Here is a 15257-nt window from a genome sequence, read left to right as displayed (position 1 = left end):
GCCAAGCTTGCGGAAACCTACGTCTCTCGCTTGCAGGAGCAGCCATGAAGATCCGTTTCGAAACCAGCCTTGCCGCCGATATCCGCACCGTTGTCCGCATCGTCGATGAAGGAGCATTGCCTGGCGACATGTCGGCTGCGCAGCGCGAGGGCGCACGGGCCAGCCGCTTTACCGGCAAGGCGGGGCAGGTCTTCGAAGGATTCGAGGAGATCGATGGCACCGTGCGCCGCACCGTGCTTGCCGGCGCCGGCAAGCCTGCCGCCGACGATCGCCTGCCCGCACTGGAAAAAGCGGGCGCTGCGGTTGTCGCACGATATCTGTCGTCGGGAGAGACGGCGCTCGCCATTGATTTTGCACAATCGAACCTCGATGCAGCCGCGGTGGCAGCAGTGCTCATGGGTGCGCGGCTCCGGGCGTTCCGCTGGGACAATTACCGCACGACGCAAAAGGACGAGCAGAAGGCGACACTTGAAACAGTCGTGGCGCTGAACGCGTCCGATGGCAGCGAAGCTGCCTGGCAGGATGCCGCCGCAGTCGCCGCAGGTGTCGAATTCACCCGCGAACTGGTCACCGAACCTGCGAACATCATCTATCCCGAGAGCTTTGTCCAACGTTGTCAGGCCCGGCTTGAAGGAACAGGCGTCGAGATCACCGTCCTCAGCCCTGAAGAAATGCACAAGATGGGGATGGGTGCGCTGCTTGGCGTGGCGCAGGGTTCGGAAAAGCCGGCGCGGATCATCGCCATGCACTGGAACGGCGGCGGCGATGAAGCGCCGATCGCCTTTGTCGGCAAGGGCGTCACGTTCGATTCCGGCGGCATCTCGATCAAGCCCGGCGCGGGCATGGAAGACATGAAGTGGGACATGGGCGGTGCAGGCGCAGTGGCCGGCACCATGCTGGCGCTCGCCGGGCGCAAGGCCAAGGCCAATGTCGTGGGCATTTGCGGGCTGGCGGAAAACATGCCCGACGGCAAGGCGCAGCGCCCCGGCGATGTCGTCACCACCATGTCGGGCCAGACAGTGGAGGTGATCAACACCGACGCCGAAGGGCGGCTGGTGTTGTGCGACGCGCTGACCTGGACGCAGCAGCGCTTCAAGCCGCGCCGGATCGTTGATCTTGCCACGCTGACAGGTGCGATCATCATTTCGCTCGGCAACGAACATGCCGGGCTGTTCAGCAATGACGACACGCTCGCCGCCGAACTGACGAACGCGGGCAAGGCGGTCGGTGACAAAGTGTGGCGCATGCCGGTGGGTGCTGCCTACGACAAGCTCATCGATTCGCCCATTGCCGATATCCGCAATGTCGGCCCGCGCGGGGCAGGCTCCATCACGGCGGCACAGTTCCTCCTGCGCTTCATCGAGAACGAGACACCCTGGGCGCATATCGATATCGCCGGCATGGTCTGGGCAGACAAGCCGGGCGCAACTTGGGACAAGGGTGCAACGGGTTACGCCGTCCGCCTCCTCGACCGGTTCGTGCGCGACACCGAAGAAGCGTGAACGGCAGCGGGGCCATGCGGGTGGATTTCTACCATCTGACGCGTGACCCCGCGCCCGTCGCCATCGCCGAAATCGCTCGCAAGGCCCTGGCTGCGGGGCACCGCATGCTGGTCGTCAGTGACGACAAGGCGCAGCGGCGCGCTATTTCGGATGCGCTCTGGCAGGCAGAAGGCTTCCTTGCGCATGGCGAGGCTGCATGCCCTGAGGCGGGAGATGGTGGGGCGGGAGATCACAAGGCTGCAAATGATCATGATGGTGAGGCCGCGACAGACGCACGCCAGTCGCTTCTGATCGCCGGCGACACTAGGGCTGTCAACAACGCCTCGGTTGTCGTATTCGCCGATGGTATCTGGCGCGAGGATGCGGTGCGCTTCACGCGAGCCTTGCTGTTCTTCGATGAAAGCCGCATCGCTGCTGCCCGACAATGCTGGAGCCTGCTGAAACGGCAACAGGATGGCGAGCTCCACTATTGGAAGCAGGCCCAGAATGGCTGGAAGGAAGGGCCGTGAACCTGCTGCAGGGGCCTTTGACTGCAATGGTTGATACTTGCCGCACGCCCGCTGCACGGCTAAGGGCGCGCGCAAGCCCAGAAATGCATTTGCATACGTTCAAAGGATCGACATGGCCGTTTCCCGCACCTTTTCCATCATCAAGCCCGATGCCACCCGCCGCAACCTGACAGGAGCGGTCACCAAGATGCTTGAAGACGCAGGACTGCGCGTCGTTGCGTCCAGACGCATCCAGATGAGCCGGGAACAGGCCGAAGAATTTTATGGTGTTCATAAAGAACGTCCGTTCTTCGGCGAGCTTGTCTCCTTCATGATCAGCGGTCCGGTGGTGGTCCAGGTGCTTGAGGGTGAAGATGCGGTAAAGCGCAACCGTGACATCATGGGCGCCACCAATCCAGCCGATGCGCAGGATGGTACGATCCGCAAGAATTATGCTGAATCAATCGAGGCCAACACGGTGCACGGTTCAGACAGTGAGGATAATGCCCGCACTGAAATCGCGTTTTTCTTCACGCCCGAAGATATCGTCGGCTGACATCTGCATCAGGGTCGCTGTCACCAGGCAGCGCCCTTTTTGCTCGTTCCTGTCAATACTGGACGAGTGAGGCAGAGCATCGTTGCGGTCGGGTAACAACTCTGATCAGTTCAACCCGAACGCTGCGGGATTATGGCGTGCGCGCTGCTGCTGATCGGGCGATCGTTCCATGAGACGGCCCATCGATTGCAGCGCCTCCCTGCTACAGGGCAGGTCAATTTCGCGATAACAGCGGCGGATTGTTCCCTGCCAGTCGCGGTCGAACTCGTCGTAATCCACCTTGCTTAGGCGGCCTTGCCACTTCGTGAGCGCTGCCGACACCCGATCATCGCGCAGCTTCAACTTGCGACGGCATTCCGTGCCGATCCAGCGCGGGTCGACACTGTCGGACTGCACCGTCATCTGGTTGGCAATCAGTGAGGCCGCGCTTGCCAGCACTTCGTGATCGATACGGCTGATGACTACCACTCGCGCATCGGGAAACGCTTGCAGCAGCGTCGGCAGATCTTCCGCAAACTGCGGCACCTTCATCGCCCGCGGCGAAGCAGCGTTGCCATGATGTGCAGCATCGGTCGCCAGAATGCGGGCATATTCTCGATAGACAGGCGCTGCGTCACGTTCCTCGCTCCATGCGGTATAGGAAGGAATGTGCCACTGCACTTCCAGCGCGCAATGCGACAGCGCCGCCGTCAGCCAGCCAAGTTCCTCATCGGGCTGCGTCGCGCCGAACGGATGCAGCGCATCGAGCCGCGGGTGCAGCCGCCGGGCAATTGCCAGCCCGACCGCGCCGGAAGCCGGGCGCAGGTCGACGCCCACCGGCAGGGGGTTCCAGCTGTCGCAAAACCGGGTGGAACACAGCGCCGGATCCGCGGCCAGCAGCCGATGCAGTCGCGTCGTGCCGGCGCGCATCTGCCCAACGACCAGAACGGGCGCTGTAACCTGCGTGCGCGGCAGGCGCGGATTGTTCTTCCACAACAAGCCGAGCGAAAGATGCTGGCGGATCACCCGCACCAGCAGACCATGCGCGATTGTGCGGCCAAGCGGGTTCAGCCTCGCCTCTTCCTGAAGGGATGTGCACAGCACCTCCACCCGTTCTGCAAAATCCGCAACATCGGCTGAACTGCGACCACCGAACTCGCAACCTGAAGGGAAGCTCTTGCGCGCCTTGCGCCACAGGGCTTCGGGCGCAAGCGACGGGCGCTCCAGCCACCCCCTGGACCAGGATTTCGTCAGGCAGGCATTGATCCACCCGACCAGGCGTGTCCGGGTGAGCGGATCATGAAAGTCATTCGACATCGGACACTGAATGCATGATTACCAAGGCGGTTTCCCCCAACCTGCAAAAAATCTTCAGCCGACGGCCTCGCCACGCACCAGCTCGGCAAGGCATGCCGGGTACAATTGATGCTCCGCGATCAGAACGCGTGCCGCAAGGCTGACGGGCGTGTCGCCGGGCATGACGGCAATCCTGGTCTGCCCGAGCACCGGTCCATCGTCCAGTTCAGGCGTCACCAGATGCACCGAGCAGCCGGCTTGGCTATCCCCTGCTTCCAGCGCCCGGGCATGCGTGTCGAGGCCCTTGTGGCGCGGCAGGAGGGAGGGATGGATGTTCACCATCCGCCCTTCCCACGACTGGACGAAGGCGGCGGTCAGAATGCGCATGTATCCCGCCAACGCAACATATTGCACGTCCTGAGCACGCAGACGGGCATCCATTGCGGCATCATGCTCAGCCCGGCTCAGCCCTTTGTGCGCAATGGAAAAAGCCGTCACCCCTTCTGCCGCCGCCAGCTTCAGCCCGGCGGCATCCGGCTGGTTGGAGCCGACCAGCACGATTTCATAGGGGCAGTCGTGGCGCCGGCTGGCAAAGAGCAGCGCGGCCATGTTGGTGCCGCTGCCTGAGATCAGCACGGCAACCCGGGCTCGTGGGCGAGTGGAACCATTCATCGTCACAGCAGCCCCAACAGGATGGATCAGTCCGTTAACTCATGCGTCGCAGACCAGGCCTTGCGCGCCGACCATGCATGCTGCCCGCGCACGGTGCAGCCGCGCGTACCCTTATTAACAGTGCCGATTTGCCACACAGTCTCTCCTGCGGCCTTGAGCTCCTGCTGCAATGCATCTGCCTTGTCCGGGCTGACCACCAGCACCATGCCGATGCCACAATTAAAGGTGCGCGCCATTTCTTCGGGCTCGATATTGCCTTGCGCCTGCAGGAACGCCATCAGTCGCGTCTGCGGCCAGGCATCGGCGTCCACGGTCGCATGCTGACCGCAAGGCAGGACCCGCGGGATGTTTTCCAGCAATCCACCGCCTGTAATGTGCGCACAGACCTTGATGCGCCCGGCACGGATCGGATCGAGCAGGCTTTGCACATAGATCCGTGTCGGCGCCATGAGCAGGTCGACAAGCAGCGCATCCTGGTCGAACAGAGCAGGCCGATCCAGCCGCCAGCCTTTGTCGGCCGCCAGCTTGCGCACCAGCGAATAGCCGTTGGAATGCACGCCGGAGGAGGCGAGCCCCAGCAGGACATCGTCTGCGGCCACCTTGTCGCCGGTAAGCTGCCCGCCACGTTCCACCGCGCCCACGGCAAAGCCGGCAAGATCGTATTCGCCTTCCCTGTACATGCCGGGCATCTCTGCAGTTTCGCCGCCAATGAGCGCGCAGCCAGCTTGTCGGCAACCCTCGGCAATGCCTGCGACGACCCGCTGCGCAACATCATTGTCAAGCCGGCCGGTCGCGTAATAATCCAGAAAGAACAATGGTTCAGCGCCCTGCACGATCAGATCGTTGACACACATCGCAACCAGATCAATGCCGATGGTGTCGTGGCGGTCGTACTCTGTCGCCAGCTTCACCTTGGTGCCAACCCCATCGTTGGATGCGACCAGCAGCGGATCAACATAGCCGGCCGCCTTGAGGTCGAAAAAGCCGCCGAACCCGCCGAGTTCGGAAGTGGCGCCTGGTCGGGCGGTCGACTTTGCCAGGGGGCCGATCGCCTTCACCAGCGCGTTGCCTGCCGCCACCGACACGCCGGCACCTGCATAGCTGTAACCATTGCCGTCACCTTGCCGGCCGGAACTGCGGGAATCATCTTTGTCGCTCATCGACAGGCGCCTACTGCTTTCGCACTTGGATTTCCACGAGTGATTGGGCAAGGGAGCATCTGTGATTTTCCGATCATCCGAAATGCGCCCGACGCAACTGGCGGCAGGGCCTGCACAGCAAAGCATCCGGCAGGTGCTGACGCAAGCCACCTGTCAGGGTGGAGCAATGCGTGGATTGCAGCGCTTGGCAGGTTGGCGGCATACCCGCCTTCGCGTGATCCTGACAGCGGGGCTTGTCACTCTGCTGGCACTTGGCGGCTGGCGTCTTGCCGCGCAGGTTGAAGGCGACCGCGGCATCGCGCCGATTGCCAGCACCGGTGACTTCGAAGTGAGCGGCATTGCGGTAAACGCCAGCGGCGATACAGCCGAAGAAGCGCGGCAGAATGGCTGGCGCGAAGCCCAGCGCAAGGGATGGGAGCAGCTCTACGCCCGCACCAACGGCGGTGCCAAACCACCCGAACTGCCCGACAGCAGCATTGCGTCGATGGTGTCGGCCGTGGTGGTGGAACGCGAACACATCGGGCCTCGCCGCTATGTGGCGCGGCTTGGCGTCATCTATGACCGCACGCGCGCGGGGAACATCCTTGGCAGCACCGGCCAGCGCGCGCGTTCGGCCCCGATGCTGGTACTGCCGATCGTCTTTTCGGCAGGCGTTGAACAGCTCTACGAGACACGCACTCCGTGGCAGCGCGCCTGGGCCCAGTTCCGCGTATCGGAAAGCCCGATCGATTATGTCCGGCCCAGCGGGAGCGGGTGGGAGTCGCTGCTGCTCAATTCTGGTCAGATGCAACGACGAAGCCGCAGTTGGTGGCGGATCGTGCTTGATGAATTTGGCGCCTCCAACGTCGTCTATCCGGTAGCACGGCTCGAACGGCAATATCCCGGCGGTCCGGTCAGCGGCACTTTCACCGCGCGATTCGGTCCGGACAACACCTATCTGGATCAGTTCGCCTTGACTGCGCAGAACGAGGAAGCGCTGCCGGTGATGCTCGAGCAGGCCACATTGCGGCTGGACGCCATCTTTGCCCGTGCGCTGGCGCAGGGCAGGCTTGGCACTGATACCACGCTCGACTTCAAGGAAGAAGGGTTTGATGCCAATCTCCTGCGCACCCTTGCCCGTGAGATGGCTCCTGTGCGGCAGCCTGCTGCACCTGCCGTGCAGCCGCCTGCGCCGCCCGCCCAGCAAACCCAGACCCCAGCCGATCCGGTAGCACCTGCCGTCAGCTATGCGGTGCAGGTCGCCACGCCCGATGCACAGGCGATTGACAGCGCCCTGGCTGCTCTGCGGCAGGTCACCGGGGTGCAGAACGTCACCGTCGGATCGCTGGCAATCGGCGGCACCTCGGTCATGCGCATCGCTTATGCCGGAAGCCTTGCCGAACTGGGCGCAGCACTGTCGGCACGCGGCTGGCAGGTAACGCAAGGGACAGGCGCATTGTCCATTTCACGGTGAGCGCCCTGGCAAAGCAGATCGCGTTGCCCCTGCTGGTTGACAAGCCTGCCTCCGGGCTGCTGGTTGGTGCAGCCAACGCAAACGTCATCCGCAGCTGTGACGCCGCCGGACAATGGCCGTTTCACACCGCAGTGCTGGTGGGGCCGCAACGATCGGGTCGCTCCACGATCGCCCGCTGGTTCAGCGACAGTGGCCGGGGCATTGCCATGGACGACGCTGCGTTGATCGATGCTCATGAGCTGTTCCACGTCTGGAACCGTGCGCAGCAGACCGGCACGCCCTTGCTGCTCGTGGGTCCGTCGGCCGGTCAGGAGTGGTCGGTCGGACTGCCCGATCTTGCCAGCCGGATAGGCGCTGCGGCCAGGCTGGTCATCGATCAGCCTGATGAAGCCATGCTGGCGCAATTGCTCGACCTTCATGCGCGCAAACGCGGGCTGGTGCTGAGCATGGCGGCAGTCGATTACCTCGTGCCGCGCTGCACACGCAGCTTTGCCGCGGTAGAGGAACTGGTTGCAACGCTCGACCGTCTTGGACTTGAACGCAAGATGCCTGCCAATCTGTCCATCTGGCGCGATGCCCTTTCTGCATGTGCCATGTCCGACGCTGGCGGTTGACGATTGACCCGGCCGAACCGATGTGCAGCCGGTTACAGAATGTAAGACCGCCCCGGCAAGACGATTGCAGATTCCATTGCGACAGAGCCATTACCTGGCTTGCATCCGGCAATGGCAAGTGAAAGTATGTATGATGTTCGACAATCTTGTCGCCTATCTTGATTCAATCCGGGCCCGCGATCCGGCGCCGCGCTCGCGCTGGGAAATCCTCATCTATCCCGGTGTGCTTGCCCTGGGGTTGCACCGTGTCGCGCATTGGCTGTTTTGCGGCGGGCTGTTCCTTCTTGCCCGCTTTGTGAACCATTTCTCCCGCTTTCTTACAGCCATCGACATTCACCCGGGTGCACAGATTGGCCGCAATCTGTTCATTGATCACGGCTTTACCGTCATCGGGGAAACGGCCGAGATCGGCGATGACGTGACGATCTACCAATGCGTCACGCTGGGCGGCACCAATCCGACCAATGGCAAACCGGGCAAGCGGCATCCCACCTTGCTTGACGGCGCAATCATCGGATCGGGAGCGCAGATCCTGGGTCCGGTAACAATCGGCCGGCGTGCACGGATCGGTGCTGCTGCCGTTGTCACAGAAGATGTCCCCGACGGCGCCACCATGGTGGGAGTAAAGGCGCGTTCGACCCTGGTTCCGGTGGAAACCTACCAGCGACCGTTCATGCCCTACGGCACGCCGTGCCGCGATCAGGCTGAGGCACCTGCGTGCGACCGCGACATGGCAGCACGGCTGACGGCACTCGAAGATGAGCTGCGCTTGCTGCGCAGGCAGGCGGCTGCAAATCCTGCTGCGACACCTGATGACGCGGCACTGCGCCGCCGTGACGAAGCCGGTGGAGCATGATGGTCCGGTCGCACCGATTTTTCGCAGATAAGAAGCGGTAGAACATTGCCTGCATCATCAAATATCCTGCCTCTGCCCGGTACGCGGGCCATGCAGACCGGGTTCGAGCGCGGCGAACTTGCGCGGATCATGGACCTTTATGGCCGCATGGTCGCTGCTGGACATTGGCGTGATTACGCCATGAATTTCGAGCGCGATGCGGCAAGCTTCTGTGCGTTCAGCCGCGCGGCTGAACGACCGCAGATACGCGTTGAAAAGCGCCCTGCCCTGCGCAACCGGCAAGGCATGTGGACGCTGTTCGGTGAGCAAGGTCAAATTCTGAAACGCGGTCACGAACTGCCCGGCGTGCTGTCCGTGCTGGAGCGGCGCCTCCTGAAGCTGGTCGATTGATATCCAGTACTTTATGGCCTTGGGTACTGGCTCCGGCCAACCACTCGCAATGCGTGAAGATCCCGATCCGCCATACTCATAGACCGGGTGGATCGTCGGCGTGTCACAGGGCTGTCACTGGGCTGTCACTGGGCTGTCACAAATCCGGCATAGCTTTACGCCAGTCATCCTGCCAATTTCTACCCCGCCCCGCCCCATATTCTTGCAAGGCGGGGCAGCATGAAAGCGCTGCTCTTGATCTGTTTCCGACATGCCATTGCATTTGCCCTCTGCTGCGCCGCAGGATTGCTCACGCTGCCCGCGCATGCGCAGGAGACGGACGCCTCATCTGACGAGACTGCGGTACTGCGCGCCGAAATGAACGAATTGCAGGCGCAGTTGCGGCTGCTGGAGGCACGCGCGCGATCGTTGGAGGACAGGATCGACAACGTCGAAACCGCGGCGCTGGATGATCAATCCGACGCAGCACAACGAACCGACTTTGCCGTCGGAGCTCCTGCTGCGGCATCTTTCCTTGCCGGCTCTCCCGCCGTGCCGGACCCGCTCCTGGTCCTGCCCCCTCCTGCTGACCCGGGCGACACGAACTTGGCCGCAATAACGTGGAAAGGCGCGCCAGAACTTACCGCGCCAGGCGGCTGGAGCTTCAAGCCGCGGGGGCGCATCATGCTGGATGCCGGCACTGTGCTGGCGCCCGATGGGGTCGAGGACACGGCCCTTGGGTTCACCAGCGAAGCACGCCGGATCAGGCTGGGTGTGGAAGGCAACCTGCCGGGCAATTTTGCTTACCGCGCCGATTTCGACATTGCAGATGGTCTTCAACCTATCGACATCTATATCGATTACACTGCTGGCAACTTCAGGGCGCGCCTTGGCCAGCACAATCATTTCCAGGGACTGGAGGAGATGACCTCCAGCCTGTTTGCCAGCTTTCTTGAACGCGCGGCCTTCAGTGATGCTTTTGGTTTCGAGCGCCGCCTTGGCGTGTCGGGCGAATATGGCGCAGGCGATCTGCTGCTGCAGGGCGGTGTGTTCACAGACGACATCGATGCGCTTGGTGACGATGGCAACAACGCCTACAGCCTTGATGCACGCGCCGTGTTCATGCCGAAACTGGGATCAGCACAGCTCCATCTGGGCGGGTCTGCACATTGGCGTGATACAGGCGATGCGTTGGACACCGTACGCTACCGCGTGCGGCCTTTGTTCCACGGCAGCGATGTTCGTTTCATCGATACGCAGGCGATTACCGCCGAGAGCGAAACCGGTCTGGGGCTGGAGCTTGCCGCGATTTCCGGCCCGTTTCACCTGGCGGCGGAGAGCTTCTGGCAGAAGGTGTCGCGCCCTGCCTTGGTCGACCCTGTCTTCTTCGGTGCAATGGTCGAAGCAGGCTTGTTCCTGACCCGTGGAGACAGCCGCGCTTACAAGCAGGGCGCCTTTGCGCGCATCGTGCCTGCCAACGGGCTACAGGATGGCGGTCCGGGCGCATGGCAGGCAAATGTGCGTTACGAACGGCTTGACCTCAATGATCAGGGCATATCCGGCGGCACGCAGGATGCTGCCATGCTGTCGCTGATCTGGACACCCACCACCTACACGCGGCTTATGGCGAATTATGCTCATATCCGCTATGAGGATGCGGCGCTTCTGGCTGGTCCTGCAGGAGCTGCGGATGCGACGCGCAATTACAGCGTGGATGTCATGGCCATGCGCGCGCAACTGGACTTCTGATCCTGCGCGTCAGAGCACGCGCAGCGCCGGCAGCAATTGCGCGTAGCTGTCGATGACGCGATCAGCGCCCAGTTCCTCGGCCGGCCGATCACGATAGCCGAAGCTTACCGCAATAGCCGTCTGCCCTGCCGCGCGTGCAGCACGGGTGTCGTAAATGGAATCGCCGACAAAAGCTGCCGGCTCACCTGCGCCGCAGGAGCGGACAAGCTGATGCAGCATGTCAGGCTTGGGCTTGGCCCGATCCGGTCCCAGCGTGTCCCCGCCGATGACACAGGCAAACCGGTCCGCAAGCCCGATGCTGTCGAGCAATTTTCTTGCCAGATGTTCCAGCTTGTTGGTGGCCACGCCAAGCATGATCCCCTGCCGGGCAAGAGCATCGAGCGCCGGCCCGACCCCGGGATAGATGCGTGATGCAACACAGATGTTCATCGAATAATGGTCGAGCAAAGCTGCATACAATGGGTCAAGCACGGCAGCGTCAACTCTTTCCTCCGTACCCTCTGCAAGCGCCTGTGCGAGCAGGCGTTTTGCGCCGCCGCCCACGAGCGCGCGCACCTTGTGCAGTTCAAGCTGGGGACGGCCGGCGAGCAGCAGCGCATGATTAAGCGCATTGGCAATATCGGGCACGGTGTCGATCAAGGTCCCGTCCAGATCGAAGCCGATCGTGCGAAAGCGGATTGCAGGTAAATCTGTCATGAAGAGGGCCATGGCGCAAAACCGCCGCGTGTGACAGCAGGAGATTGTCAGGCCAGCGTCCCTTGCTGTCAGGTGACATGCAGCTTGCGGACAAGAGGCATGACGCCTGCGGCTTGCTATGGAAACGGCAGCGTTTTGCTGGCAAGGGCGCATGGATGACACAACTTGCCACCATTATCCTTGCTGCCGGCAGAGGCACCCGCATGCACAGCGCCCTGCACAAGGTGCTGCACCCCATAGCGGGACGGCCGATGATCCTGCATCTGATGGACAGGGCCGCTGTCCTGTCTCCGCAGCGCACAGTGCTGATCGTGGGCGACGGCGCACAGCAGGTCCGCGACGTTCTGGGCAAGGAGGTGGAGTATGCAGTGCAGGACCGGCAGCTTGGCACCGGGCATGCCGTGTCGCAGGCCAGGGACATGCTGCGCGACTTTTCCGGCGACGTGCTGGTTCTGTATGGCGACGTGCCGTTTGTCCGCGCAGATACGCTGACGCGCCTGCGCAAGCGGCTGCATGCGCCTGATCAACCAGCGGTGGCAGTGCTGGGTTTCCGGCCGGCAGATACGCGTGGCTACGGGCGGATCATTGCCGATGGTGCCGGACACATCGAGCAGATGGTAGAGCACAAGGACGCCGATGATGCACAGCGGGCCTGCACGCTGTGCAATTCAGGCGTCTTGGCAGCGCGGGCTACCGATCTGTTCGCTCTGCTTGACCGCATCGGCAATGACAACGCACAGGGTGAATATTACCTCACCGACATCGTGAACCTTGCAACGTCCGATGGACGGGCATGCGCTGTAGTAGAGACAGCCGATGCGGCCGAGGTTGCAGGCATCAATGATCGTGCCGAGCTTGCCAGGGCAGAAGCGCAATGGCAGGAAACCAGCCGGCAGGAGGCGATGGCAGCAGGCGTGACGATGCGCGCGTGCGAGACCGTGTTCCTGAGCTGGGACACAAGGTTCGGGCGTGACGTGACCATCGAGCCTCATGTCGTATTTGGCCCGGGTGTTCATATCGCGGACAATGTCACCATCCGCGCCTTTTCGCACATCGAAGGTGCCCGCATCGAAAGCGGCGTCGAAGTGGGGCCGTTTGCGCGGCTGCGGCCAGGATCGGTTCTTGAAGAAGGATCGCGCCTGGGTAATTTTGTCGAGATGAAGCAGGCAGTGCTCGGCAAGGGGGCAAAGGCCAACCATCTATCCTACCTCGGCGACGCGCACATAGGCGCCAATGCCAATATCGGCGCGGGCACGATAACCTGCAATTACGATGGCTATTTCAAACATCGCACGACGATCGGCGAGCGGGCGTTCATCGGCTCCAACAGCGCGCTTGTCGCGCCGCTGACAATCGGAGCCGATGCGATCGTTGCGGCCGGCAGCACCGTCAGCCGCGATGTGGCCGATGGCGAACTGCGCATGGTACGCGCCGACCAGCTGATCAAGCCGGGTTGGGCGGACCGTTTCCACGACCTCATGCGCAAGAAGAAGCAGGCGAGAAACAAGTGAACCGCACCAGAACGGGAAAGCATGCCGCATGTGCGGGATAATCGCGATCGTAGGACAGACAGCAGTTGCAGACCGGCTCATCGACGGGCTGCGCCGCATGGAATATCGCGGCTATGACAGCGCGGGGCTGTGCACCCTCACGACAGAAGATACCCACGGCGGATCACCCGGTCCGCAGCTGATCCGCCGGCGCGCCGAAGGAAAGCTTGCCAATCTGGTGGCCGAGGTCGCACGCGATCCTGCGCCCGGCAACACCGGCATTGCGCATACCCGCTGGGCGACCCATGGGGCGCCGACCCGGGCGAACGCCCATCCCCACGCCACGCCTGAAGTGGCGCTGGTCCACAATGGCATAATCGAGAACTACCGCAGCTTGCGTGCCGAACTTGCTGCCCGCGGCCGGATCTTTCAGAGCGAAACCGACAGCGAAGTGGTGGCGCATCTCGTCTCCGAACAGGTCGAGTGCGGCGCAACGCCCTGGCAAGCAGTGCAAACCGTGCTGCCGCTCCTGCGCGGTGCATTCGCGCTGGCCATCGTCTTTCGCATGCACCCTGGCCTGGTCATCGGCGCGCGGCAGGGATCGCCGCTGGTCGTGGGCTTTGGTGACAGGGAGGCCTATCTGGGTTCCGACGCTCTGGCACTTGCGGCGCTCACCCAGAAGGTCGCTTATCTGGAAGAAGGCGACCGGGTGATGATGACCCCGGACGAGGTGAAGATCTACGACAGCGAGAACCGCCCCGTCAGTCGGCCAATCACCTTCTCGGGAGTGTCCGCTGCCGCGACGGAAAAAGGCAACTACCGCCATTTCATGCAGAAGGAGATTTTCGAACAGCCGATCGTGGTCGCACAGACCCTGACGTCCTACATCCGCCAGATCGATCGAACCGTGGCCCTGCCGCAGCTGGATTTCGACCTGTCGGGCGTCAAGCGCATCACCATCGTGGCATGCGGCACCAGCTATTATGCTGGTATGGTCGCCAAATACTGGTTCGAACATTTTGCGCATGTGCCGGTCGATGTCGATGTGGCAAGCGAATTTCGTTACCGCGACCCGGTGCTTGAGCCCGGCGGACTGGCGTTGTTCGTGTCACAAAGTGGCGAGACCGCCGATACGCTGGCAGCGCTGCGCCACTGCCGCGCTGCGGGGCAGGTGATCGCAGTGGTCGTGAACGTGCCGACAAGCTCCATGGCGCGGGAAGCCGACCTCGTCCTGCCGACTCACGCCGGACCTGAAATCGGCGTTGCCAGCACGAAGGCGTTTACCTGCCAGCTTGCGGTGCTCGCTGCGTTGGCGGCTCGTCTGGCACGCGTAAAAGGCAGGCTGGATGCCGATGGAGAAGCCGACATCGTGCGCCATTTGCTGGAAGCACCTGCCTGTCTTACAGCGGCGCTGGACAGCGACGAGGCCATTGCCAGTGTCGCGCAACTGATCGCCCCTGCCCGCGATGTGCTGTACATGGGGCGCGGTCCCGATTACCCGCTCGCGCTTGAAGGTGCGCTCAAGCTGAAGGAAATCAGCTACATTCATGCCGAAGGCTACGCGAGCGGCGAGATGAAGCATGGTCCCATCGCGCTGGTGGATGACCAGGTGCCGATCGTCGTCATCGCGCCATCAGGGCCGCTGTTCGACAAGACCATCTCCAACATGCATGAAATGCAGGCGCGCGGTGGCAGGATCATCCTCGTTTCCGACGCGCAGGGTATTGCCGAGGCTGGCGAAGGCTGCGTCGCGACGCTTGCCATGCCCCGCGTCCATCCGCTGATCGCACCGCTGGTCTATGCCGTGCCGGTGCAATTGCTGGCATATCACACCGCCTGCATCAAAGGGACCGATGTGGATCAGCCGCGCAATCTGGCAAAATCGGTAACGGTAGAATAGCCGGCGGTTTTCATGCCGCCGGCATCATTGCCTGAGGCGTTGCCGATCGCGGTAAGCGATGGGCGATCAGGAGGGCGGCGCCACCGAGGTGTCGAACGGGGTCTGCTGATGCTGGACGACTTTCCATTCCTCGTGGGACAGCCGCCTCAGCGTGCTGGTGCAAAGCGCGTGATAATGCTCTTTGCCGCGTGATGCCTTGGCGCGATAGGCTATCACGATCAGTCCTTCCTCAGGCCGAGCGACGGCCTTGTCAGCAAAGATCACCTCGTCCCACTGCGGAGTGTTCTTGACCCCTTCCTTCGCCGCAGTGCCGGTGAACACATAAGGTCGTTCGGGCAGTGCCATCAGGCAATCATCGCTGACCTTGCGATCGTAAGCATCCTTTCCTCCGACCCAGAGTTCCTCTTCGAAGTTCCAGATGCGCGCATCATCCATGATCAAGACCTTTGCTGTAAAACCGTTCTCACGACATAATGC

At 62.4% G+C, this 15257-nt stretch carries 14 protein-coding genes and 1 pseudogene; 10 read left to right on the top strand and 5 right to left on the bottom strand.

Features of this window, described 5'->3' with window-relative positions; genetic code table 11:
* Positions 1–44: 44 nt before the first annotated feature.
* The 3 genes from RM533_RS01350 to ndk all read left to right on the top strand — a co-directional run bounded on the left by RM533_RS01350 (position 45) and on the right by ndk (position 2546).
* Positions 45–1502, top strand: a complete 1458-nt coding sequence (locus tag RM533_RS01350; protein WP_311339384.1) for a leucyl aminopeptidase — start codon at positions 45–47, stop codon at positions 1500–1502.
* Positions 1499–2011 carry a DNA polymerase III subunit chi gene (locus RM533_RS01345; RefSeq protein ID WP_311339383.1) on the top strand — a complete coding sequence of 171 codons (513 nt, stop codon included), beginning with the start codon at positions 1499–1501 and terminating at the stop codon, positions 2009–2011. Before RM533_RS01350 ends, RM533_RS01345 begins: the two co-directional genes overlap by 4 nt.
* Positions 2012–2123: 112 nt before the next feature.
* Positions 2124–2546 carry a nucleoside-diphosphate kinase gene (ndk, locus tag RM533_RS01340; RefSeq protein WP_311339382.1) on the top strand — a complete coding sequence of 141 codons (423 nt, stop codon included), beginning with the start codon at positions 2124–2126 and terminating at the stop codon, positions 2544–2546.
* Between the two features lie 105 nt (positions 2547–2651).
* Here ndk and RM533_RS01335 read toward each other — a convergent pair whose 3' ends face one another.
* The 3 genes and pseudogenes from RM533_RS01335 to purM all read right to left on the bottom strand — a co-directional run bounded on the left by RM533_RS01335 (position 2652) and on the right by purM (position 5653).
* Positions 2652–3842 (bottom strand): sulfotransferase family protein, encoded by a 1191-nt coding sequence (locus RM533_RS01335; RefSeq protein ID WP_311339381.1) that lies wholly within the window; start codon positions 3840–3842, stop codon positions 2652–2654.
* Positions 3843–3908: 66 nt separating this feature from the next.
* A pseudogene (purN, locus tag RM533_RS01330) lies at positions 3909–4493 on the bottom strand (phosphoribosylglycinamide formyltransferase); the annotation flags it as partial.
* A gap of 26 nt (positions 4494–4519) precedes the next feature.
* The gene (gene purM, locus RM533_RS01325) at positions 4520–5653 is read right to left on the bottom strand and encodes a phosphoribosylformylglycinamidine cyclo-ligase (protein WP_311339380.1); all 1134 of its coding nucleotides are present in this window, start codon (positions 5651–5653) and stop codon (positions 4520–4522) included.
* Between the two features lie 61 nt (positions 5654–5714).
* Here purM and RM533_RS01320 point away from each other — a divergent pair, with 61 nt between their 5' ends.
* The 5 genes from RM533_RS01320 to RM533_RS01300 all read left to right on the top strand — a co-directional run bounded on the left by RM533_RS01320 (position 5715) and on the right by RM533_RS01300 (position 10694).
* The gene (locus RM533_RS01320) at positions 5715–7106 is read left to right on the top strand and encodes a heavy-metal-associated domain-containing protein (RefSeq protein WP_311339379.1); all 1392 of its coding nucleotides are present in this window, start codon (positions 5715–5717) and stop codon (positions 7104–7106) included.
* Positions 7103–7720 (top strand): HdaA/DnaA family protein, encoded by a 618-nt coding sequence (locus tag RM533_RS01315; protein ID WP_311339378.1) that lies wholly within the window; start codon positions 7103–7105, stop codon positions 7718–7720. The genes RM533_RS01320 and RM533_RS01315 overlap by 4 nt, the downstream gene beginning before the upstream one ends.
* Before the next feature lie 133 nt (positions 7721–7853).
* Positions 7854–8576, top strand: coding sequence for a serine O-acetyltransferase EpsC (epsC, locus tag RM533_RS01310; protein ID WP_311339691.1), 723 nt, complete (start codon positions 7854–7856; stop codon positions 8574–8576).
* Between the two features lie 90 nt (positions 8577–8666).
* A complete protein-coding gene (locus tag RM533_RS01305) occupies positions 8667–8966 on the top strand; it encodes a DUF2794 domain-containing protein (RefSeq protein WP_311339377.1) in 300 nt (99 codons plus the stop codon).
* Positions 8967–9185: 219 nt separating this feature from the next.
* Positions 9186–10694, top strand: a complete 1509-nt coding sequence (locus tag RM533_RS01300) for an OprO/OprP family phosphate-selective porin (RefSeq protein ID WP_311339376.1) — start codon at positions 9186–9188, stop codon at positions 10692–10694.
* A gap of 9 nt (positions 10695–10703) precedes the next feature.
* Here the strand turns inward: RM533_RS01300 and RM533_RS01295 are convergent, their stop codons facing one another.
* On the bottom strand, positions 10704–11390 hold the full coding sequence (locus RM533_RS01295) for an HAD-IA family hydrolase (protein WP_311339375.1): 687 nt from the start codon (positions 11388–11390) through the stop codon (positions 10704–10706).
* A 155-nt stretch (positions 11391–11545) separates the two neighbouring features.
* Between RM533_RS01295 and glmU the strand changes: the two genes are divergently transcribed.
* On the top strand, positions 11546–12901 hold the full coding sequence (gene glmU / locus RM533_RS01290; protein ID WP_311339374.1) for a bifunctional UDP-N-acetylglucosamine diphosphorylase/glucosamine-1-phosphate N-acetyltransferase GlmU: 1356 nt from the start codon (positions 11546–11548) through the stop codon (positions 12899–12901).
* A 28-nt stretch (positions 12902–12929) separates the two neighbouring features.
* Entirely contained in the window at positions 12930–14780 is a 1851-nt protein-coding gene (glmS, locus tag RM533_RS01285; RefSeq protein ID WP_311339373.1) for a glutamine--fructose-6-phosphate transaminase (isomerizing), read from the top strand.
* A gap of 66 nt (positions 14781–14846) precedes the next feature.
* Here the strand turns inward: glmS and RM533_RS01280 are convergent, their stop codons facing one another.
* On the bottom strand, positions 14847–15215 hold the full coding sequence (locus RM533_RS01280; protein ID WP_311339372.1) for a DUF4440 domain-containing protein: 369 nt from the start codon (positions 15213–15215) through the stop codon (positions 14847–14849).
* Between the last annotated feature and the right edge of the window lie 42 nt (positions 15216–15257).

Origin of the sequence: Croceicoccus esteveae (assembly GCF_031846435.1) — a bacterium.
In the GTDB taxonomy this organism is placed as follows: domain Bacteria; phylum Pseudomonadota; class Alphaproteobacteria; order Sphingomonadales; family Sphingomonadaceae; genus Croceicoccus; species Croceicoccus esteveae.
Note: the sequence above shows the minus strand (reverse complement) of the source record. Positions and strands in the feature narration are given on the sequence as shown.

What these genes read in the sequence shown, in the direction of transcription:
- RM533_RS01350 (WP_311339384.1), top strand. Translation starts at nt 45, where the DNA reads ATGAAGATCCGTTTCGAAACCAGCCTTGCCGCCGATATCCGCACCGTT.
- ndk (WP_311339382.1), top strand. Translation starts at nt 2,124, where the DNA reads ATGGCCGTTTCCCGCACCTTTTCCATCATCAAGCCCGATGCCACCCGC.
- RM533_RS01335 (WP_311339381.1), bottom strand. Translation starts at nt 3,842, where the DNA reads ATGTCGAATGACTTTCATGATCCGCTCACCCGGACACGCCTGGTCGGG.
- purM (WP_311339380.1), bottom strand. Translation starts at nt 5,653, where the DNA reads ATGAGCGACAAAGATGATTCCCGCAGTTCCGGCCGGCAAGGTGACGGC.
- epsC (WP_311339691.1), top strand. Translation starts at nt 7,854, where the DNA reads ATGTTCGACAATCTTGTCGCCTATCTTGATTCAATCCGGGCCCGCGAT.
- RM533_RS01305 (WP_311339377.1), top strand. Translation starts at nt 8,667, where the DNA reads ATGCAGACCGGGTTCGAGCGCGGCGAACTTGCGCGGATCATGGACCTT.
- RM533_RS01300 (WP_311339376.1), top strand. Translation starts at nt 9,186, where the DNA reads ATGAAAGCGCTGCTCTTGATCTGTTTCCGACATGCCATTGCATTTGCC.
- RM533_RS01295 (WP_311339375.1), bottom strand. Translation starts at nt 11,390, where the DNA reads ATGACAGATTTACCTGCAATCCGCTTTCGCACGATCGGCTTCGATCTG.
- glmU (WP_311339374.1), top strand. Translation starts at nt 11,546, where the DNA reads ATGACACAACTTGCCACCATTATCCTTGCTGCCGGCAGAGGCACCCGC.
- glmS (WP_311339373.1), top strand. Translation starts at nt 12,930, where the DNA reads ATGTGCGGGATAATCGCGATCGTAGGACAGACAGCAGTTGCAGACCGG.
- RM533_RS01280 (WP_311339372.1), bottom strand. Translation starts at nt 15,215, where the DNA reads ATGGATGATGCGCGCATCTGGAACTTCGAAGAGGAACTCTGGGTCGGA.